At 63.7% G+C, this 21440-nt stretch carries 17 protein-coding genes and 2 riboswitches; of the genes, 6 read left to right on the forward strand and 11 right to left on the reverse strand.

The window, feature by feature from the left end; all coding sequences use genetic code 11:
* Positions 1-253: 253 nt before the first annotated feature.
* Together G7077_RS01000 and G7077_RS01005 are read right to left on the reverse strand one after the other, a co-directional pair.
* Complete coding sequence (locus tag G7077_RS01000) at positions 254-2329, reverse strand: response regulator (RefSeq protein ID WP_206367657.1); 2076 nt, start codon at positions 2327-2329, stop codon at positions 254-256.
* Between the two features lie 6 nt (positions 2330-2335).
* Positions 2336-7705 (reverse strand): hybrid sensor histidine kinase/response regulator, encoded by a 5370-nt coding sequence (locus G7077_RS01005; RefSeq protein WP_166410099.1) that lies wholly within the window; start codon positions 7703-7705, stop codon positions 2336-2338.
* 257 nt (positions 7706-7962) lie between these two features.
* Here G7077_RS01005 and G7077_RS01010 point away from each other — a divergent pair, with 257 nt between their 5' ends.
* Positions 7963-8649, forward strand: a complete 687-nt coding sequence (locus tag G7077_RS01010; protein WP_166410100.1) for a PilZ domain-containing protein — start codon at positions 7963-7965, stop codon at positions 8647-8649.
* A gap of 16 nt (positions 8650-8665) precedes the next feature.
* On the opposite strand, the gene G7077_RS01015 is transcribed toward G7077_RS01010, so the two are convergent.
* The 7 genes from G7077_RS01015 to gcvT all read right to left on the reverse strand — a co-directional run bounded on the left by G7077_RS01015 (position 8666) and on the right by gcvT (position 14971).
* Entirely contained in the window at positions 8666-9004 is a 339-nt protein-coding gene (locus G7077_RS01015) for a PilZ domain-containing protein (protein ID WP_166410101.1), read from the reverse strand.
* A gap of 85 nt (positions 9005-9089) precedes the next feature.
* A complete protein-coding gene (locus G7077_RS01020; RefSeq protein WP_166410102.1) occupies positions 9090-9692 on the reverse strand; it encodes a DUF938 domain-containing protein in 603 nt (200 codons plus the stop codon).
* Positions 9689-11254 carry an aminomethyl-transferring glycine dehydrogenase subunit GcvPB gene (gcvPB, locus tag G7077_RS01025; protein ID WP_166410103.1) on the reverse strand — a complete coding sequence of 522 codons (1566 nt, stop codon included), beginning with the start codon at positions 11252-11254 and terminating at the stop codon, positions 9689-9691. Before gcvPB ends, G7077_RS01020 begins: the two co-directional genes overlap by 4 nt.
* Complete coding sequence (gene gcvPA / locus G7077_RS01030; protein ID WP_166410104.1) at positions 11251-12609, reverse strand: aminomethyl-transferring glycine dehydrogenase subunit GcvPA; 1359 nt, start codon at positions 12607-12609, stop codon at positions 11251-11253. The genes gcvPB and gcvPA overlap by 4 nt, the downstream gene beginning before the upstream one ends.
* Positions 12610-13398, reverse strand: coding sequence for a class I SAM-dependent methyltransferase (locus tag G7077_RS01035; RefSeq protein ID WP_246167262.1), 789 nt, complete (start codon positions 13396-13398; stop codon positions 12610-12612).
* Entirely contained in the window at positions 13380-13751 is a 372-nt protein-coding gene (gcvH, locus tag G7077_RS01040) for a glycine cleavage system protein GcvH (protein ID WP_166410105.1), read from the reverse strand. The genes G7077_RS01035 and gcvH overlap by 19 nt, the downstream gene beginning before the upstream one ends.
* Positions 13748-14971 (reverse strand): glycine cleavage system aminomethyltransferase GcvT, encoded by a 1224-nt coding sequence (gene gcvT / locus G7077_RS01045; RefSeq protein WP_166410106.1) that lies wholly within the window; start codon positions 14969-14971, stop codon positions 13748-13750. Before gcvT ends, gcvH begins: the two co-directional genes overlap by 4 nt.
* A 60-nt stretch (positions 14972-15031) precedes the next feature.
* Positions 15032-15132: riboswitch (glycine riboswitch) on the reverse strand.
* Between the two features lies 1 nt (position 15133).
* Positions 15134-15233: riboswitch (glycine riboswitch) on the reverse strand.
* Between the two features lie 142 nt (positions 15234-15375).
* Here gcvT and G7077_RS01050 point away from each other — a divergent pair.
* Positions 15376-16632 carry a vanadium-dependent haloperoxidase gene (locus G7077_RS01050; protein WP_166410107.1) on the forward strand — a complete coding sequence of 419 codons (1257 nt, stop codon included), beginning with the start codon at positions 15376-15378 and terminating at the stop codon, positions 16630-16632.
* Here G7077_RS01050 and G7077_RS01055 read toward each other — a convergent pair.
* Positions 16622-17068, reverse strand: a complete 447-nt coding sequence (locus tag G7077_RS01055; protein WP_343040001.1) for a hypothetical protein — start codon at positions 17066-17068, stop codon at positions 16622-16624. The genes G7077_RS01050 and G7077_RS01055 overlap by 11 nt on opposite strands.
* Before the next feature lie 251 nt (positions 17069-17319).
* Here G7077_RS01055 and ispH point away from each other — a divergent pair, with 251 nt between their 5' ends.
* Both ispH and rnhA read left to right on the forward strand, forming a co-directional pair.
* Positions 17320-18285, forward strand: a complete 966-nt coding sequence (gene ispH / locus G7077_RS01060) for a 4-hydroxy-3-methylbut-2-enyl diphosphate reductase (RefSeq protein WP_246167264.1) — start codon at positions 17320-17322, stop codon at positions 18283-18285.
* A gap of 5 nt (positions 18286-18290) precedes the next feature.
* The gene (gene rnhA, locus G7077_RS01065) at positions 18291-18737 is read left to right on the forward strand and encodes a ribonuclease HI (protein WP_166410108.1); all 447 of its coding nucleotides are present in this window, start codon (positions 18291-18293) and stop codon (positions 18735-18737) included.
* On the opposite strand, the gene G7077_RS01070 is transcribed toward rnhA, so the two are convergent.
* Complete coding sequence (locus G7077_RS01070) at positions 18734-19843, reverse strand: NAD(P)/FAD-dependent oxidoreductase (protein ID WP_166410109.1); 1110 nt, start codon at positions 19841-19843, stop codon at positions 18734-18736. The genes rnhA and G7077_RS01070 overlap by 4 nt on opposite strands.
* Positions 19844-19893: 50 nt before the next feature.
* Between G7077_RS01070 and G7077_RS01075 the strand changes: the two genes are divergently transcribed.
* Together G7077_RS01075 and cpaB are read left to right on the forward strand one after the other, a co-directional pair.
* Complete coding sequence (locus G7077_RS01075) at positions 19894-20370, forward strand: A24 family peptidase (RefSeq protein WP_166410110.1); 477 nt, start codon at positions 19894-19896, stop codon at positions 20368-20370.
* Between the two features lie 46 nt (positions 20371-20416).
* A complete protein-coding gene (gene cpaB, locus G7077_RS01080; RefSeq protein ID WP_166410111.1) occupies positions 20417-21439 on the forward strand; it encodes a Flp pilus assembly protein CpaB in 1023 nt (340 codons plus the stop codon).
* Position 21440 lies beyond the last annotated feature (1 nt).

Here is a 21440-nt window from a genome sequence, read left to right on the forward strand (position 1 = left end):
GCAGTCCAATTGGGCAAAAGAAAACCCGCCAGAGGCGGGTCGGTCGATCGGCTTGTCCGGTACTCCTGGAGGTCAGGTGTTCAGGCGGCCACGACGCGACCCGCAACGCGGGCGTGGACGTGGGCATGATGATGGGTGCGGGCCGTCCACCGGTCGCGCATCAAAATCACAAAGGTATCCCCATTCATCATCGCGGCGGCTTCTTGCGCCATTCATCGTCAGGGTCAAGTCCTTTTGGGATCCCGTGACCCGGTCAGCCCTGTGCGGGAGCGGCAAGGCAGCAAGTCGCGATCGCGGAGGACATTTCGTTGATATCGAATGGCTTGGACAAGACGCAGACGTCGGCTGGCCGATCGCTGATCGCTTCGGCATCGGCATAGCCGGTGATGATCAACGACGGCAGGTCCGGGCGATGTTTTCGTACCTGACGGATGAGATCCGTTCCCGACTGCTTGGGCATGGCATAATCCGTCACCAGCAAGTCATAGTGGCCGGTGCCGCTTACGAGCTCCAACGCCACCTGTCCCTCCCGCGCCTCGATGACCTCATGGCCGAGGTCCTCCAGCATCCCGGCGGTCGCGCGCCGCACTTCTTCATGGTCGTCGACAAGGAGGATGCGGAGGCTGCGCCCGTTCCAGACGGGCCTGTCCTTGTTGGACGGTTCGCGCGCCGCAGCCAGGTTGTCCGGCGCCTTGGGCAGCCACAGCTCGGCGCACGTGCCCTTGCCGACCTTGCTTTGAAGCCGGAATGCGCCACCGGATTGCTGGGCGAAGCCGTAGACCATACTGAGGCCAAGACCGGTACCTTTACCAACCTCCTTGGTGGTGAAGAAAGGTTCCAGCACCTTTTCCAGCTGCTCAGGCGCGATCCCGTGACCAGTGTCGCTAACGCTGATCACCACATAATCGCCTGCCTCGACGTCCAGCGTGCCGTCGCCGCCATAGCTGCGATTGTGAGCTTCCACCTCGATCGCGCCGCCGTGGGGCATGGCGTCGCGCGCGTTGATGATCAGGTTCATCAGCGCCAGCTCGAGCTGCGCCTGGTCGGCAAAGGCAGGCCAGATGCGATCCTCGTTGCGCCAGTTCAGCTGCACCAGACCGCCCAGCGTGTGGGTCAGCAGTTCGGCAACGGCCTCCGACAGGCTTTGCAACTCGATCGCGCTCGGCTCCAGCTTCTGGCGGCGCGCAAAGGCCAGCAGTCGCCGGACAAGTTCCGTGCCTTGCTCCGCGGCACGCTTGGTCATCAAGAGGATCTTGGTCTGCTCCTCGTCGAGGGCAGCGCGTCGCTCGATCATTCCAAGGCCGCCGATCACAGCCGCGAGGAGATTGTTGAAATCGTGAGCGATGCCGCCCGTCAGCTTGCCGATTGCGTCCATCTTTTGCGCGTGGACCAGCTGGCTCTCCAGCGACTTGCGGTCTGTGACATCGGTCAAGGTGCCGGCGAACTCGATCGGGCGTCCCGCCGGGTCACGTAGCAGCACGGCCTGATCGTGGAAGTCGCGATAAGTATCGTCCGCGCACCGCCAGCGATACTCAACTGAGAAGCGGCCCGTCTGCTGCCGTTCTTCGAGTGCAGTGAGTACCCGGCCGCGGTCATCGGGATGCAGCCGGTCGGCCCATAGCGCCGGCGTGCCGGCCACCTGCTCCAGCGTGAAGCCGGTCATTGGCTCCATATTGCCGCTGACAAAGATCGGGCAGCGATCCTCGCATTCGAGCGGCTCCAGGTAGAGCATGATTGGAAGCGATTGGATGATGGCATTCTGCCGCTGCTCGGCGCGCCGAAGTTCCTGCTCGACCTTGAGCCGTTCCGCATTGGCCCGAAGGTTGGCATCCAGGAGCGCCTGCTCCTGCCGCGCCTTGCGCTCAATCTCCTTGGTCTTCGCGAACAAGTCGACAAACACGGCAACCTTGGACCGAAGAACGATCGGGTCCACGGGCTTGAAGACGTAATCGACCGCGCCCATCGAGTAGCCGCGCATCAGATGCTCGGCTTCCTTGTTGACGGCCGACAGGAAGACGATGGGTATGCGCTTGGTCTGTTCCCGTTCGCGGATGATCTGCGCCGTCTCGTACCCGTCCAGGCCGGGCATGTAGACGTCGAGAAGGATGACCGCGAACTCGCCCTTGAGGAGATGCCGAAGCGCCTCCTCGCCCGACTTCGCGATCACCAGTTCGCCCAAATCATCCAGCACGTTCTGGATGGCGAGCAGATTGCGCTCGTCATCGTCCACGACCAGCACGCGGGGCCGGTCGATGAATTCCGCGGACGGGGACGAAGGCACGTCCTCCGCCTTTGCGGCAACCGCGGGACTTCCAAGAGGAGCGGACACGTTCACCTATTCAGCGGCCTGCATGCTTGGTGCCCTTGAACCTTCGCGGGCTCGTGCCACCCACACACGAAGCAGCGCAAGCAGCAACTCGATGTCGACCGGCTTGGCGATATAGTCGGACGCACCGGCGTCGAGGCACTTCTGACGGTCGCCTTTCATCGCCTTGGCGGTCACCGCGATCAGCGGCACGTCGGCCAGCTGCGGACGCTGTCGGATCTGCTGCATCGTTTCATAGCCGTCCATGTCAGGCATCATGATGTCGATCAGCGCCACGTCCACTCCAGGGGTTTGTTCAAGGATGACGATGCCGTCCTTGCCCCGCTCGGCGTGGAGGACTTCGACATCATGCGCCTCCAGAACGCTGGTCAGCGAGAAGATGTTGCGGATGTCGTCGTCGACGATCAGCACTTTCGCCCCGGCCAGCTCCTCCACCGGTCGCATCGGCACGTGGGTGTCAGCGCTGGCCTTGCTCTTCTTCGGCTTGGCCTTGTGCGCCTGCTTCAGCAGGTCGCCGAAGACCCGCACCAGTTCACCATGCTCGGCCGGCTTTTCCGTGACGCCGAACGCACCAAGGTTCATCGCCGACTTGCTCTTGTCGGCACCCGAAATGACATGGATCGGCACGTGCGCCGTTTGCGGGTCATGCTTCAAAAGGTCGAGCAGCACGAAGCCGTCGATGTCCGACAGCCCAAGATCGAGCGAGATGGCACTGGGCTGCATCTTGCGCGCCATGTTCAGGGTGCCTGCCCCGGCGGTGGAGACAACGCCCTTCAATCCGGCTTCGTGTGCGGCCTCGAGCAGGATGGACGCAAAGGTTGGATCGTCCTCGACGATCAGCACGAATGGCGCATCGCCCAATTCATCACGGTCGTCGCTGACCTCGAAGGCGCCCGACATCGCCGAGGGCACCATCGCTCCGCTATTGTCGTAGCGGGCCGACGTCGTCCCGGCGCTGGTGACGACCGGCGCCGCAGCTTCAAGTGGGATGAACAAGGTGAAGGTGGAGCCCTCGCCGGGCTTCGACCGGACCTGAAGCTCGCCTCCGAGCAGGCGCGCAATCTCGCGGCTGATCGACAGACCGAGGCCCGTGCCGCCGTATTTGCGGCTGGTGGTTCCATCGGCTTGCTGGAACGCCTCGAAGATGAGCTTCTGCTTGTCCTCGGGGATGCCGATGCCGGTATCGGTCACCTCAAAAGCAACCGCCTTGTCGCCGTTGCGAAGCACCGGATGGGTCGGGCTCCAGCCCTTGTCAGCCGTGCGTACCGCCAGGGTGACGCTGCCTCTCGAGGTGAACTTGAAGGCATTCGACAGCAGGTTGAGCACGATCTGCTGCAGGCGTTTCTCGTCGGTTCGGATGCTTTGCGGCAGGCTGCCGTCGAATTCGACATTGAAGTCGAGATGCTTGTCGGCGGCAAGCTGGCGGAACGTCCGCTCCATATGCTGCTTGAGGCTGTTGACCGGCATTTCGCCAACCTCGATCGACACCGTACCCGACTCGATCTTGGACAGGTCGAGGATGTCGTTGATCAGGCTCAGCAAGTCGGACCCGGCCGAGTTGATCGTCCGGGCGAATTCGACCTGCTTCTCGTCGAGATTGCCCTTCTGGTTGTCGGCCAGCAGCTTCGACAGGATCAGCAGTGAGTTAAGCGGCGTCCGAAGCTCATGGGACATGTTCGCCAGGAACTCGGACTTGTACTTCGATGTCAGCGCGAGCTGCTCGGCCTTTTCCTCGATCGCCCGCCGCGCCATGTCGATTTCGATATTCTTCGCCTCGACCTGCTTCTTCTCGTTCTCGAGCAGCTGCGCTTTCTCCTGCAGCTCTTCGTTGGTGTTGTGCAATTCTTCCTGCTTGGTGGTGAGCTCGGTCTGACGGGCCTGGAGCTCCTGGGTCAGCAGCTGCGACTGAGTCAGCAGGCCTTCCGTTCTCATGGTTGCGGCGATCGTGTTGAGCACGATGCCGACCGATTCCATCAGCTGATCGAGGAAGGTCTGGTGGGTCTCGTTGAACTCGGTGAACGAGGCCAGCTCGATTACCGCCTTCACATCATCTTCGAACAAGGCCGGAAGGATGCTGATGTTTGCCGGCTTGGAGTGTCCAAGGCCTGAGCCGATGCGGATGAAATCGGACGGCACCTTCTTGAGCAGCATCGGCCGCTTGTCCGCTGCGGCCTGACCGACGAGACCTTCGCGAAGCTTGAACTCCCGCTTCAACTCGTCGGTGCTTTCGGCCCCATAGCTGGCGACCAGCTCCAACTTGGTCTCTTCCTCCTCGCGCTTCGTGACGTAGAAGACGCCGTATTGCGCGTTCACCAGCGGCGCGAGTTCCGACATGATCAGGTTGGACACGGTCGTGAGATCGCGTTCGCCCTGCAGCATGCGGCTGAACCGCGCGAGGTTGGTCTTGAGCCAGTCTTGCTCCGCATTCTTCAAGGTCTGTTCCTTGAGGTTGCGGATCATCTCGTTGATCGTGTCCTTGAGCGCGGCCATTTCGCCCGATGCCTCGACGGCAATGGAGCGGGTCAAGTCGCCCTTGGTCACGGCCGTCGCCACGTCGGCGATCGAGCGCACCTGGTTGGTGAGGTTCGCCGCCAGCTGGTTCACGTTGTCGGTCAAGTCGCGCCACAGGCCGGCAGCGCCGGGCACCCTCGCCTGTCCACCCAGACGCCCTTCGATACCCACCTCGCGGGCCATGTTGGTCACCTGATCGCCGAAGGTCGACAACGTCTCGATCATGAAGTTGATGGTTTCGGCCAGCGCCGCAATTTCACCCTTGGCGTCGAGCGTCAGCTTCCGCTTCAAATTACCTTGGGCCACGGCGGTCACCACCTCGGCGATACCCCGCACCTGGTTGGTGAGGTTGGTCGCCATCAGGTTCACGTTGTCCGTGAGATCCTTCCAGGTGCCGCCGACCCCAGGCACCTTGGCCTGACCACCGAGCTTACCCTCCGTACCCACTTCGCGGGCCACGCGGGTCACTTCCGATGCGAAGCCATTCAGCTGGTCCACCATGGTGTTGATGGTGTTCTTGAGCTGAAGGATTTCCCCCTTCACGTCGACGGTGATCTTCTTCGACAAATCGCCCTTGGCCACCGCGGTCGTCACGTCCGCGATGTTACGCACCTGGCCGGTCAGGTTGGCGGCCATCAGGTTCACGTTGTCGGTCAAGTCTTTCCAGGTGCCGGCGACTCCGCGCACCTGCGCCTGGCCGCCCAGCTTCCCTTCGGTACCGACCTCTCTGGCCACGCGGGTCACCTCGGACGCGAAGCTGTTCAGCTGGTCGACCATGGTGTTGATGGTGTTTTTGAGCTCCAGGATCTCGCCCTTAACGTCGACGGTGATCTTCTTGGACAAGTCGCCCAGGGCCACCGCGGTCGTCACCTCGGCGATGTTGCGGACTTGGCCGGTCAAGTTCGCGGCCATGGCGTTCACGTTGTCGGTCAGATCCTTCCACGTACCGCCAACGCCCGGCACCTGCGCCTGACCGCCGAGCTTCCCTTCGGTACCCACTTCGCGGGCCACGCGGGTGACCTCGCTTGCGAAGGCGTTGAGCTGGTCCACCATGACGTTGATGGTATTTTTCAACTCAAGGATCTCGCCCTTCACGTCGACGGTGATCTTCTTGGACAAGTCGCCGCGGGCCACGGCGGTGGTCACCTCGGCGATATTACGCACCTGGCCCGTCAGGTTACCGGCCATGAGGTTCACCGAGTCCGTCAAGTCGGCCCAGGTGCCGGCGACGCCTTCCACCTGCGCCTGACCGCCCAATTTCCCTTCCGAGCCCACCTCGCGCGCCACGCGGGTCACTTCCGAGGCGAATGAGTTCAGCTGATCCACCATGGTGTTGATGGTGTTCTTGAGCTCGAGGATCTCGCCCTTCACGTCGACGGTGATCTTCTTGGAAAGGTCGCCCTTCGCCACGGCGGTGGTCACCTCGGCGATGTTGCGGACCTGACCCGTCAGATTACCGGCCATCAGGTTCACTGAATCCGTCAAGTCGGCCCAGGTGCCGGCAACGCCTTCCACCTGCGCCTGACCGCCCAGCTTCCCTTCAGAACCCACTTCGCGCGCCACGCGGGTCACCTCGGATGCGAAGCCGTTGAGCTGGTCCACCATGGTGTTGATGGTGTTCTTGAGCTCGAGGATTTCGCCCTTCACCTCGACGGTGATCTTCTTCGACAAGTCTCCCTTGGCCACAGCGGTCGTCACATCCGCGATGTTACGGACCTGGCCGGTCAGGTTCTCGGCCATCAGGTTCACGTTGTCGGTAAGGTCCTTCCAGGTTCCGCCGACGCCGGGCACCTGCGCCTGGCCACCCAGCTTTCCTTCCGTACCCACTTCACGAGCCACGCGGGTCACCTCGGATGCGAAACCATTGAGCTGGTCCACCATCACGTTGATGGTGTTCTTGAGCTCGAGGATCTCGCCCTTCACGTCGACGGTGATCTTCTTCGACAAGTCACCCCGCGCCACGGCGGTAGTCACGTCCGCGATGTTACGAACCTGACCGGTTAGATTGTCGGCCATCAGGTTGACGTTGTCGGTTAGATCCTTCCATGTGCCGGCGACGCCTTCCACCCGGGCCTGACCGCCCAGCTTCCCTTCGGTGCCCACTTCACGAGCCACGCGGGTCACTTCGCTGGCGAAGCCATTAAGCTGGTCCACCATGACGTTGATGGTGTTCTTGAGCTCCAGGATCTCGCCCTTCACCTCCACGGTGATCTTCTTCGACAAGTCGCCGCGAGCCACGGCGGTGGTCACATCGGCGATGTTGCGAACCTGACCCGTCAGGTTGGTCGCCATCGCGTTCACATTGTCGGTGAGGTCCTTCCAGGTGCCGGCGACGCCCTTCACGTTTGCCTGGCCGCCCAGCTTGCCCTCGGTGCCCACTTCGCGGGCCACGCGGGTCACTTCGGAGGCGAAGGAGGCGAGCTGCTCCACCATGGTGTTCACGACCTTGCCGATGCGCAGGAACTCGCCCCGAAGCGGACGGCCGTCGATTTCGACTGTCATCGATTGGGAAAGGTCGCCCTTGGCGACCGCCCCGATGACGCGCGCGACCTCGGCGGTCGGCTGCACCATGTCCTCGATGAGTTCGTTGACGGAGCGGAGCGCTGTCTCCCATCCGCCGCGGGCGTTTTTGACCCGGCCGCGCTGGGTGATGCGGCCTTCCTTACCAACCACCTGGGAGAGGCGCTCGAATTCCTGAGTCATGTCCTGGTTGAGCGCCACCACCTCGTTGAAGAGGCTGGCAATCTCACCGTCGACGCCGTCCACTTCCTCGGGAAGCCGGACGGAGAAATCGCCCCGCCTCAGGGCCCGCAGTGCGGTGACAAGCTGACGGCGGTCGATGAAATCGCGGGGTGCCTGGACGTTCACTCAGCTCTCCGTAATCAATCTCCCCCCACCCGGGTTGAACATGAGACGGCCCCCCGGCCGCGCGCGGAACATAGCAGAGTAATTCCACCCTTGCGTCAACATTCCATTATCAAGTGACGCGGGCAGAAGTTCGGGTCGCCACACGTACCGAGATTGATCCGTTTCGGATCGACCGACCGATCATCAACAGTCTGTTAGCGCTTTGAAGTTCAACGCTTTCTGCGTGGGGCCGGTGACGCTTGTCGCCGGAAAGTTCAGTGCCGGCGACGGCCGATGCGGAGACCGACGATGAACGCTTTGCCCCCGAAACCACGCTCCTGTCCTTATCGTCGTTGATGCCACGGACGCCCGAGCGGCGGGACGATGGTCGGCAGCACGGACTATTGCGGATCGGCTACCTGCTACTCGACGACCGCCGTGAGCTGTGCCTCATCCGCAACCTTTCGGCAGGGGGCGCACTGGTGCGAACCTATTCTAAGGTGAGGATCGGCAGCCCGGCCGCGCTCGAGATCAAGCAGGGCGAAAGCGTATCGGGGATCGTACGGTGGTGCGAAGGCGCCATGATCGGCGTCATGTTCCACCACCCGGTCGATATCTTGAAACTGCTGGCGGACTCGTCCGAATGGCCGCGACCTCGTCAGCCGCGAGTGGAAGTCCAGAGCGTCGGCTGGCTGGTCGGACGATCGAACGAGCAAGCGGTGCAGACGCTGGATATTTCGCAAGGCGGACTCAAGGTTCGCAGCAGCGGCCATATCGATTGCAACAGCGACGTGGTCGTCCGCCTCCGCGGTCTTCCCGACCTGCCGGCCATCGTTCGCTGGCAAGACGGGGCCATACACGGCCTCGTCTTCAAGAACGCTCTGGAACTGCGCACTCTCGTCACATGGATCCGTGATTTCCACCGCCCGCTGGTCGAGCGGAGGTCAAAGGAGAAAGCCGCCTAGGGGCGCTTGCTCGCCATCAGCTGGAGCCAATGTTCCATTGCCGCTTGCTCCTGCGCGGACAGGGTCCGGGGATTGAGCCCGGGCGCCGGTAATCCGCCGTTACCCGCGGCTTTGGTTGCGGCACGTTGCGCAGCACGTCCTGCGTTGAAAGCGGGGCGGCAAAGGCGATGCCAGCCTGCTTGCCGCTGACCCAAGCGATTCGGCCGGCTACTTCCAGTTCGTTGCGCCGGAAGAGCACGTCCGAGCCTTCCAGAGGCAAGCGCGGACCTTCGATCAGCGCCCCTTGTTCCGACAGGTTCCGCAATTTCACCGGGATGGACGTCGCGCCAAGCTCGATCGTGGCCGCAAGCAGCACGTTCGAACGACGTGACCGTCGATTACCGGGGCTCCCGCTTTCATCCATAGGCAGGCAGACCTAGCGGCAAGCAGTAAAGCTTCGTTTAACGTCGTCCGGAAACTGGGGTAAGCTGCAGCATTAAATTGTTGGCCGGCATTTCTCGGCGGTCCTTGATTCGGAGACCAAGGTCGGCGGCTGCCTGGCCCAGCGCTTCGACCGTCCGAATTCCCCAAGCCGGATTTCGCGACCGAAGCTCGGCATCGAATGCGCGGTTGGATTCCACCGCCATGCGGCCATCCTCGAACCAGGGGCCGTAGAAGATCAGCGATCCATGATCGTCGAGGGTCTTGGCCGCGTTCGCCAACAATCCGAGCGTGGATTCCCATGCGCTGATGTGGACCATGTTGATGCACAAGATGGATGCCCAGCGCTCATGCGGCCACGTCGAAGCAGCATTGCGCAAGATTGGATCCGACACGTTCGCAAGGCGGCAATGGCGCACCCAGTCACCGATGGACTCGATCGCGCGCGGGTCGGCGTCGCTGGGTTGCCACCGAACGTGCGGGAAGAGCTTGCCGAAGAAGACCACATGCTCGCCCGTGCCGCTGGCCACCTCCAGCACGTCGCCGGACCTTGGCAGCCAATCCCGCAGCACATCGGCGATCGGCGCCCGGTTGCGCAGCGCCGAGGGTGCCGAACGCCTCACTCCGCCGCCTGGGCAGGCTCCGGATCGCGATAGGTCAGCACCGGCTTACGAGCCGCCAATGTCTCGTCCAGCCGGCGGCGCGGCGCATGCACCGGTGCCGCCTTGAGGCTCTGGTCGCCCGCTTTGGCCCGCTCACCGATCGATCGGAGCGCGGCGATGAATTGGTCGAGGCTCGCCTTGGACTCCGTCTCGGTCGGCTCCACCAGCATCGCGCCATGCACCACGAGCGGGAAATACATGGTCATCGGGTGAAAGCCTTCGTCGATCAGCGCCTTAGCGAGGTCGATGGTGCTGAGACCGCCGCTGAAGCCCTTATCGCTGAAGATCGCTTCGTGCATGCACGGGCCGCTGTGGGCGAAGGGGGCGTCGAGCACATCCTCCAGACTGCGCAGGATGTAATTGGCATTCAGGACGCTGTCCTCCGCCACCTGCCGCAGTCCGTTGGCGCCATGGCTAAGGATGTAGGTCAGCGCCCGGGTGAACATCCCCATCTGTCCATGGAATGCGACCATGCGACCGAAGCTCTCGGAGCTTTCGGCCAGGGCCGTTTCCTCCTCCACGAGCCGGAAGCCGTCGCTTGTCTTCGTCACATAAGGCAGCGGTGCGAACGGGCTCAGCGCCTCCGACAACACGACCGGCCCGGAACCCGGCCCACCGCCGCCATGCGGGGTGGAGAAGGTCTTGTGAAGGTTGATGTGCATCGCATCGATGCCGAGATCGCCCGGTCGCACCTTGCCGACGATGGCGTTGAAGTTGGCACCGTCGCAATAAACGAAGCCGCCGACGGCGTGCACCGCGTCGCTGATTGCGATCATGTCGGGTTCGAACAGCCCGCAGGTGTTCGGATTGGTGATCATGACACCCGCAACATCAGGTCCGAGGCGCTCCCTAAGCGCATCCAGATCCACGCGCCCGGCGGACGTTGCAGGGATGCTCTCGACCCTGAAACCGCAAAAGGCCGCGGTCGCGGGATTGGTGCCGTGCGCGCTTTCCGGCACCAGCACCACTTCACGCTTGTCGCCGCGAGCGTCCAGCGCCGAACGGATGCTCAGCAGGCCGCAGAGTTCGCCGTGGGCGCCAGCCTTCGGGCTCATCGCCACTGAATGCATGCCGGTTAGCGTGATCAGCCAGGCCGCGAGTTGATCGATGACTTCGAGCGCGCCCTGCACCGTTTCCTGCGGCTGAAGCGGGTGGATGTCGGCAAAGCCGGGCAAGCGGGCAAGCTTCTCGTTCAGACGCGGATTGTGCTTCATGGTGCACGACCCGAGCGGAAAAAGACCGAGATCGATGGCATAGTTCTGGCGCGACAGGCGGGTGTAGTGACGAACGGCCTCCGGCTCGGTCATGCCCGCAAGTCCGATCGGACGATTGCGCGCGAGCTTGCCCAACCGCTGCACGGCGGAAGGCACTTCGCCGAAATCCACTCCCGTCCGTTCGGTATCGCCGATTTCAAACAGCAGCGCCTCTTCCAGCATCAGCGCGCGGTTACCGGTGACGGTGTTGGCTTCGCCCTGCTCATTCGCAGGCGTGGATGGGCGCCAGCCCGACGGGTTGACGGTCATCGCACTACCTCCTTCAGCGCCGCTTCAAGCGCATCGACATCCTCGTCAGTCACCGTCTCGGTAACCGCGATCACGAGGCCGTTCTGCAACTCGCTCTCGCCGGGATACAGTCGTCCAAGCGACACGCCGCCCAGTACGCCCTTCTCAGCCAGCGCATGCACGGCAGGCCGCGCTTCAACAGGCAACTTGACGGTGAATTCGTTGAAGAAGCTGTCGTTGACCAGCTCGACGCCGGGGATGCTCGAAAGCCGCTCTGCCACCTGCACCGCCCGCGCGTGATTGATTTCAGCGAGCGTCCGAAGCCCCTTCTCGCCCAGCAAGGTCATGTGCACCGACCAGGCCAGCGCGCACAGCACCGAGCTGGTGCAGATGTTCGACGTCGCTTTCTCACGCCGAATATGCTGCTCGCGGGTCGAAAGGGTCAGCACGAACCCTCGCTTCCCCTCCGCGTCGACCGTCTCGCCGGCAAGCCGGCCAGGCATTTGCCTGACATACTTCTCACGTGTTGCGAACAGGCCCACGTAAGGCCCACCGAACTGTAGGCCCACGCCGATACTCTGGCCTTCACCCGCCACGATGTCCGCGCCCATCTCACCCGGCGACTTGATCAACCCCAACCCGACCGGCTCGGTGACAATCGCGATAAGCAGCGCCCCCTTGGCATGCGCGGCGTCCGCTATGGGCGTGAGATCGGTGATGCGCCCGAGAATGTCCGGATATTGAACGACGACGGCATTGGTCTGGTCGTCGATGGCGGCAATCAGCTGCTCGGCGTCCGTTTCAGCCGTCAGCACCGGCAGGCTGGTCTCCAGCGTATCGCCGGTGAACTTCGCCATCGTCTTCGCCACGCTGACATAGTGCGGATGCAAACCCGAGGAGATTATTGTCTTGGTTTTCCGGGTGATACGCCGCGCCATTCCGATGGCTTCCCAACACGCTGTCGAGCCGTCGTACATGGAGGCATTGGCGACATCGCAGCCCAGCAGCCGCGCCACTTGGGTCTGGAATTCGAACATGACCTGCAGCGTGCCCTGCGCGATTTCCGGCTGATACGGCGTATAGGCGGTCAGGAACTCGCCGCGCTGAATGATGTGGTCGACGCTCGCCGGCACATGATGCTTGTAGGCGCCGCAACCGAGGAAGAAGGGCCCGTCCCCTGCCGCGACATTCTTGCGCGCCAGGGCCGACATGTGCCGCTCCACCGACAGCTCGCTGGCATGGTTCGGCAAGTCGCGGATCGGCCCGTCCAGGCGAGCACCCTCCGGCACGTCCACGAACAGGTCGTCAATCGAGCTTGCCCGAACGGCGGACAGCATCTGCTGCCGGTCGATTTCGCTCAGGGGCAGGTAACGCATCTAACTGGGCTTCCTCATCTTGAAGCGGAGACGAACATAATCGGCGGTCCAGCTGCCGTCGGCACCCCGAAGCTGCGGCTCAAGGCGGCGCTCAACAGCGGCGGCAATCTGATCGCGGTCGGCCTCGTGCACGTGGGCAGCATCGAGCCAGCCGGCGCGGAAGGTCTTCACCCAGGCCGCGACACCCTCCTTGAGCGGCGTCGGCCGTGGGATGATCTGCGCTTCGATGTCGGTGAAGCCTGCGGCCGAGTAAATGGCCCGGAACTCGTCAGGCGACGCATACCATTGCGGGTCGTTCGCCGGAACCAAGTAGCCGCGCTCCTGCAGCTCGGCGCGAATGCCGCCGCGGAGGATGGCGATATTTCCTTCGCCGCCCATCTCGCCGACGAAGCGGGCGCCGGGCTTAAGCGAACGATGGATGGCGGCTGCCGCCCTCTCCTTTTCCAGCACCCAGTGAAGTGCCGCATTGGAGAAGGCAGCGTCGAACTCCGCATCGAAGGGCATGTCCTCCGCCGCCATCAGCCGAAACTCCAGTCCATCGGCCTGCGCAGCGGCGACCATGCTTTCACTATTGTCGACGCCGACGACCGTGGCACCCCGCGCAATGATGCGCTTCGTCAGCGCCCCTTCACCGGCGCCCACGTCGAGGATGCGCTCACCGGGCTGCGGATCGAGCAGGTCGACGACGACGGCGCCAAGCTCGGCAACGAAGCTGCCGACCCGGGCGTAGTCGCCCGCGTCCCACTTACTGGTCGAGGCGAGCGCCCGGCTCAGAGCGTCGCCACCCACTCGCGGTAGGCGGTCTCGTCCATCAGCCCCTCGACCTCGCTAGTGTCGGACAGGCGAAGCTTGAAGAACCAGCCTTCGCCCTCCGGGTCGGTGTTGATGAGGCTGGGGTCGTCGGCAATCGCCTGATTGCCCTCAACTACCTCGCCGCCGACGGGTGCGTAGACGTCGGAAGCGGCCTTGACCGATTCCACGACGGCAGCTTCCTGGCCCTTGCTCAGCGACTTGCCCGCCTCAGGCACCTCGGCGAAGACGATGTCGCCCAGCGCTTCCTGCGCGTGATTGGAAATGCCGACGGTGGCCGTGTCGCCCTCGAGGCGGATCCACTCATGTTCCTTGGTGAAGTAGAGGCTCATTGCGCAGCTCCCTTGCGATGATAGCGGTGGGGGACGAACGGCATCGGCACGACGCGGCCGTCGAACAATTTGGAGCGCTGCTCCAACTTCAGGGCGGTGCCCGGCTCGGCCAGCGCGGTGGCGACGTATCCCATGGCGATCGGCCGCCCGAGCGAAGGCGAGAAGCCGCCGCTGGTGATCCGGCCGACCTCATTGCCTTCGCCGTCCAGGATTAGCGCGCCCTCGCGAACCGGCTGGCGGCCTTCCACGTCGATGCCGACACGCTTCTGAATGGGACCGTTCTCTATCTCGGAAAGGATGCGGGTAGCACCGGCAAAGCCGCCCTGTTCGCGCCGTTTCTTGCTGATCGCGAAGCCGAGGTCCGCCATGACGGGTGTCGTGTTCGTATCCAGGTCATGGCCGTAAAGGGGCAGCCCGGCCTCCAGCCGCAACGAGTCCCGGGCGCCGAGACCAATGGGCTTCACCCGTTCGTCCGCCACCAGCGCCTCGGCAAGCTGTTCAACTTGGCTCAGCGGCACCGACAGCTCGAACCCGTCCTCGCCAGTGTAGCCGGAACGCCCGAACCCGACCGCCACCCCGTTCCACTCGCGCGACGTGCCTTGCATAAAGCCGATCTCGTCGGGGACGCCGGGAAATAGGTCGCCGATGACCGCCGCAGCCTCCGGTCCCTGCAGGGCGAGCAGCCCGCGATCCTCTAGGTGGTTAAGCGTGATTTCGTCCGGAAGATGCTCACGCAGGTGGGCAATGTCGTCCCACTTCGTCGCGCCGTTGACGACCATGTAGTAGGCTTCCCTGTCGCCTTGGCTGACGTTGGTAACCATCAGGTCGTCGATGATGCCGCCGTCATTGGTCAACAGCAGCGAGTAACGGATCCGTCCCGGCTTCAGCGCCGAGATATCGCCCGGCAGCAAGGCTTCCAGCGCCTCTGCCACACCGGTTCCGGTCAGCATCAGCTGGCCCATGTGGCTGACGTCGAAGAGGCCGGCATGCTCCCGCGTCCACAGATGCTCGGCCATGATGCCTTCATACTGGACCGGCATCTCGTAGCCGGCGAACGGCACCATCCGCCCGCCCTTTGCCCGATGCCAGCCATCGAGCGCCAACTTGCGCGGACCGGCTTCCTCGAAGCCGTCCTCACCGCCTTGCGGATCGCCGCGATAGGGCTCGCCGCGCGCCTGCGTGTGCTGGTCGGTCGGGCCGTTGTGGACGTCTCTGCTCATCGGGTTCTCCAGCGACTCGGTGCAACAATCGCTCCGCCCTCGCGGCTCCGACTGTCGCCCCCGTCTGTCGCTTCGACCTGAGAGCTTTCCCTGCGGCAAAGGGGAGAGCCGCAAGTTACCCCTTCGGTGGCCCCGCTTGTGGCGGGACGCTTTCCAGACTGTCAGGCGCGCGCGGTCCTTGGTGCCTGAGAGATTCCGGGGGCGGTTGCTCCTTCGGCGTCGGCCCGTCCGAGGACGGTCCAAACTCTCCCGCGCGGCCTTCCGGCTTTCACCGGAGACAAGGTGAGCCTTGGCCGGGCGGCTTTCCGGAGTCAACGCGTCGAAAGCCGGGGTTGGGTGCCAAATGCGGCGAAGCGTGCTATGCTCCGCCGGTGCCGAGGGGACGGCGCAGCAAGGGGGTCAGCATGAAGATTTCACATCTGCTTGGCGCGGGGCTTGTGGCCTGTGCGGCCGCGCCTGCCGCCGCGGACACGATTTGCGAATGGATGGAGTTCGAGCAAGCGATCGAGGCCGCTGCGGCGCCGCCGCAAGGCGCCCCCAGAACCCCCGATCATGACCATGCAGAAACTCAGGTCGCTCTGGCCATGTTCGAAGCCGTCAATGCAATCGACCGCCGCTACGAGAGCTATGTCGGCATGCCGATCGGCGATGCGCATGCTTCCCAGCAGGCCGCTGCAATCACCGCCGCCTACAAGGTCATGTCCTTCCATTATCCCTCGCAGGCCAAGTCGCTGGACGACAGCTATGCGCTAGCGCTGCAGCAAGTGCCCGAGAGTAAGGCCAAAGCCGACGGCAAGACGATTGGCGAGCAAGCGGCGGCGGCCGCGCTGAAGGTCGGCCAGATCGACCCTTCGGTCGCGCAGACGCCTTACTCGCCCTCGGCGAGCCCCGGCGTCTGGGTGCCGACGCAGCTTCCGGTCTTCGAGCCGTTCAGCGTCGCCTTCAAGCCATGGATCCTGCCGAGCGCAGCCGCCGTTCGCCCGGCGCCACCGCCCGCCCTCGATAGCACCACCTGGGTTCGGGACTATGACGAGGTTCGCCGACTCGGCGGCCGCATCAGCAAGGATCGGACGCCGACCCAGACGCTGATGGCACGCTACCGCATCACGCCTGACATGAACCCGTCGATGCGGCTTGCCGCCGATGCGCCAGGTCGCTCGATGGTCAGTAACGCCCGCATGTTCGCGCTGATGAACATGATTACCGACGATGCCGGAATGGCGATGGCGGATGCCAAGCTCCACTATAATTTCTGGCGGCCGATCACCGCGATCCGAAACGGCGACAAGGACTCGAGCGCCGCGACGGAGGCGGATCGCAGCTGGGAGCCGCTCATCAGCACCCCCAACCATCCCGAATATCCGTGCGGACACTGCACTTACGCAGGCGCGATCGCTGAATTCATGAGCGCGGAGGTCGGACCTAAGCCAGCGTACGGCGTTCGTGTCGCCTCACGTTCGCTGCCCAACGCGGCGGTTCAGGCCCTGCCTAGCTGGGACGCATGGGCGCGCGAAGTCTCATTCTCCCGCACCCTCGGCGGCGTGCACTATCGTTTTTCGAACGAAGCCGGCGAGAAGCTTGGCCGTGACGTCGCCAAGCTCGGGCTGGCCAACATCATGCGCCCGCTGCCCAAAGGCAAGGCTCGCCCGGCTATCGAGTAACGTTGTAGCGAAGCTGCGCGCCGCTCAACTGAAAGCCGACCAACTGCTCGAAGGTGGCGCGGGCGACCGCTTCGCGAACGCCGGGCTCGTTTAGCGGGTCGATCGCTGCATCCACGTCGCCGGACTTGCGCGGACGGGTGAGAATCCGGCGGACATTCTCCGGCAGGGTCGCAGTGGCGAGGTTCACTCGCACCGTCCCTTGGCTGTTTGTCTGCGCGCGATAACTGCCGGCGGCGAAATTCAGCGCAACGGCTCCGACCTTCTTCGCCACAACGCTGCTGCCACCCTGAACCACCGTGTTGAAGAAGGGCAGCACTACCTGACGCGCCTGTGTTGCATCGCGGCGGGTTGCAACCACGTCAAAGCTGACCGTCGACACCACGTCGGCGCCTTGCGTTGTACAGGCGGCGCGAACGTTGGTGATCGTCGCCGACACGTCGATGGCGCTCGCAGCGATGCTGCTGGGGGATTGAACAAGGTGATGTCGCCGGTTCCCGCAGCGACCCCGGCAATCGGACAAGAACTCCGGGTGGCGTAGATGCCGCCGTCAAAATATTCGCCCTTCTTCGAACAGCCGGCAAGCGTTGCAGCAGCGAGGATGAGGCAGGTCAGGCGAGACTTCACGTATGCGTTTCCTTCAACCGAAGAACGGCTCGTCATAGGAACCGCCTTTCAAGGCTGCAAGCGATGCCTTACATGAGCATGATGCTTCCTGAACGGCCGCCGCTTACCCTCCTCATCGCCGCACCGCGCGGCTTCTGCGCGGGCGTCGACCGTGCGATCCGCATCGTCGAGCTTGCGCTGGAGCGGTTCGGCGCACCCGTCTACGTCCGGCATGAGATCGTCCACAACCGCTACGTCGTCGACCGTTTGCGGGACATGGGCGCGGTATTCGTCGAGGAATTGGACAAGGTTCCCGATGACCGGCCGGTTGTCTTTTCCGCCCACGGGGTTCCGAAGGCAGTGCCGAACAAGGCGACCGAGCGCGGCCTGACTTTCGTCGATGCGACCTGTCCATTGGTGTCCAAGGTTCACCGGCAGGCGGAGCGGCTGATCGACGAAGGGCGTCACATCCTCTTCATCGGCCATGCGGGACACCCGGAGGTCATCGGTACGATGGGTCAGGTGCCCGATGGGTCGATTTCACTGGTCGAAACGGTTGAAGATGTCGGAAGCATAGTCGTTCCTGACCCCCTCAACCTCGCATTCCTGACCCAGACCACGCTGTCCGTCGACGACACCGCGGAGATCGTCGCTGCGCTTCAGGCGCGCTTTCCGTCCATCAAGACGCCGCGCAGCGAGGATATTTGCTACGCAACGTCGAACCGGCAAGCCGCCGTAAAGGTGATCGCGTCTTCCTGTGAGCGACTGCTGGTGATCGGTTCTCCCAAGAGCAGCAATTCGCTGAGACTCGTCGAGGTGTCGGAGCGGGAGGGTACTCCGGCGCGGCTGATCCAGCGCGCGACGGACATCGACTGGGACTGGCTTGGAACTCCCAAGGTGCTCGGTCTGACTGCAGGTGCTTCGGCTCCCGAAGTGTTGGTTCGCGAAGTCATCGAGGCTTTGGACGCGCGGTTCGAGGTGATCGAGCAGGTGGCGGATCATGAGCCTGAGCGCATGACCTTCAAGCTTCCCCGCGAACTCGTCGCCTAACACCCATGCCCGATCTGCCACACGTCGCGGTGTTCACCGACGGTGCGTGCCGCGGCAACCCGGGACCGGGCGGCTGGGGCGCATTGCTTCGCTTCGGCGAGAAAGAGCTTGAGCTTTCAGGCGGCGAAGCGCCGACAACGAACAACCGCATGGAGTTGATGGCCGCTATCCGGGCCCTTCAGGCGCTGAAGAAGCCATGCCGTGTCGATCTCCACACCGACAGCATCTATGTGCGCGACGGCATCACCAAGTGGATCCATGGCTGGCGCCGGAACGGCTGGCGTACTGCGGACAAAAAGCCGGTCAAGAATGCCGAGCTGTGGCAGGAATTGCTCGAGTCCGTCGGGCCACACCAGATCGCTTGGCACTGGGTGAAGGGACATAGCGGCCATCCAGACAACGACCGGGTTGACGCGCTCGCCTGCGCGGAAGCAGACAAGCTTAAGCGCTAGCGGTCGAAGCGCCCCGGCGCGAACGGCGCGGCATCGATGTGCGCGACGATCTGGTCGGGTGCTTCGCCCAGGAGTAAAGATTTCGCCAGCAGCGCCGCAGCCGGCGCCGTCTGGATTCCAAAGCCACCCTGCCCCGCGCACCAGAAGAAGGACGGCGTCGCCGGATCAGAGCCGTAGATCGGCCGACGGTCCGGCGCAAAGGTCCGCAGCCCCGCCCAACTTCGCTCCACGCGTTCCACGGGCCAGTCGACGACCGATTGAAAGCGATCGATCGCCAAAGCGATGTCGATCTCCGTCGGCGCCGCGTCCCCGGCCTCGCAGTCGGTCTCGTCATGAGGGCTCAGCCAGATTGATCGCTCGGCTTCACCCTTGAAGTAAAATGATCCTGCAGCATCGATGACCAAAGGCAGCTGCGCCAAGCCCTGCCGACCAACCCTTGCCTGAACCATGGTCCGGCGCTTGGGCGTCAGCCCAAGGGGAGCGATCCCGCAGCTTTCGGCCACTCGGTCGGCCCAGGCGCCGGCCGAATTGACGATGATGTCGGCCGCCACGTCCCCCGCCGCAGTGCGAACGGTCCACCGGCCGTTGCTGCGCGTTGCCGTTTGAAGGCCGGCGCCCGTGAGGACAGTCCCGCCGTCGCGGCGGAAAAGGGCAAGGCAAGCCTGGTGCAGCGCGGCTACGTCGATGTCGGCACAACTTGGCTCCGACAATGCCCGGGTCCACTGCGCTCGCAACCCCGGAAGCAACGCGCGGGTCTCGTCAGCACCGAGCCACGCCGCCCGCTCGTCGGCGGCCATCACGGTCGTTTCAAGGTTGTTCCAGTCGGTCCGATCGCTGCCCAGGTGGATTGCGCCTCTGCCCCGCAGCCACGACCTGTCCCCGCCTGGCCAGCCTGCCTCCAGCAACGGGCCCGATGCCTTGCTCAGGTCGAGGACCGCGGGTCCACCATAGCTCGCCAGCCAGAATGCAGCCGACCGGCCGGTCGCGTGAACACCGCAGTGCGGCTCCGATTCGATGATCGCCGTCCGTCTTTGACCGGCAATCATCGCTCCAAGGCTCGCGCCCGCGATGCCGCCGCCGACAATGATGACGTCGAAGCTGCTCATCTTCCTGCGCGGTTACGAATTGGAAAGGCCGGCAGTCTAGAGCCAACATCATGATAAACGTCGGATTCACCGATATTCTGCTCGGCGCCCTTGCGGTGCTCATGCTGACGGCAGCAGTCACGGACCTGCGCCGGCGCAAGATCCCGAACTGGCTGGTCCTCACGATAGGCGTCATGGCGCCACTGTTTTGGTGGTCCCTCCAGCTGCCGATCTATCCCGATGTCGCGCTTCGCGCAGGCACCGGACTGCTGGTCTTTTTGGCATTGTTCGGCCTGTTTTGCGTTGGCGGCATGGGCGGCGGCGACGTAAAGCTCGCTACTGCCATCGCGTTGTGGTTCCCGCCGCAGGTCACCTTGCTGTTTTTGCTCGTGATGTCGCTGGCGGGCGCCGTGGTCAGCACCGCGGCGTGGGTTCACCATTCCAAGATCATGCGCCGCCAGGGTCGAACCGTCGTTCCGTACGGCGTCGCCATCGCATTCGCGGGCCTTCTGATTCTCGCCCAACGATATCTTAACCAATTTGCCTGATCAGTGTGACTGAAGACGGGGCCCTATAGGGGAGGCGACAAACGCCATGGACGTGAAAAAAGTAATGCTGCTGGTTGGGGCGCTGGTGATTGCAGCGGTCACGGCCATCATGGCGAAGAACATGTTTGCCGGCGCCGGTGCCGAACAGGCAGCGGCCGCGCCGGTGCCACAGGGCCCGAAGGTACTCGTTGCCAAGCGGGCCCTGCCCGTCGGCACGATCATCGACCAGGAAAGCCTCGCCTTTCAGCCCTGGCCGCAAGAGCTGGTGCAAAGCGCCTATTATCTTGAGGGCGCCCCTGAATCCGATCTCACCAAGCTGATCGGCACCGTGGTGCGCAATCCGATCACGGCGGGACAGCCCGTCACTCGCGGCGCCCTGGTCGGCCCGGAGGATCGCGGGTTCCTTGCCGCGGCACTTGCCCCGGGGATGCGTGCGATCACCGTTCCCGTGAACGTCATCGGCGGCGTCGCCGGCTTTGTCTTCCCGGGCGACCGGGTGGACCTGATGCTGACCCAGTCGATCAACAATGGCGACGGTCCCGCACTCAATGTTTCGGAAACGGTCGTGCGCAACCTCAGGGTTCTCGCAACCGACCAGCGTGTCGACAGCAAGGACGAGCAGGGCAAAACCGTTGTTCGCACTTTCTCCAACGTTACGCTCGAGGTCACCCCGCGGATCGCGGAGAAGGTCGTCGTCGCCCAGACGGTTGGCAATCTCTCCCTGTCGCTTCGTTCCATTGCCGATAATGCTTCGGAGCTGGACCGTGCGGTCGCATCCGGTGAGGTCAAGGTGCCGCAGGGCGCCAACCCGGCTCAGGAAAAGAAGATCCTGAAGGCTGCGGCCGGTCGCCCCCTCGACTCCAACACGACCTTCTCGACCGGCGGCGACGTCTCCCGCTTTCAGCGGCGGACCGTGCCGCTCCGTCCCGAGGAGCGCCAGGCGCAGATCAATCGTGAACTCGCCGCGGCGGGCAAGGCGGTCAGCGCCGCGGCCGCCCGCTCGATGGGTCCGACCGTACGCATTTCTCGCGGCAACAATGTCACCGTCGTTCCGGTGGGAGTTCGCTAAA

The sequence above is a fragment of the Sphingomonas piscis genome (assembly GCF_011300455.1).
Classification (GTDB): domain Bacteria; phylum Pseudomonadota; class Alphaproteobacteria; order Sphingomonadales; family Sphingomonadaceae; genus Sphingomicrobium; species Sphingomicrobium piscis.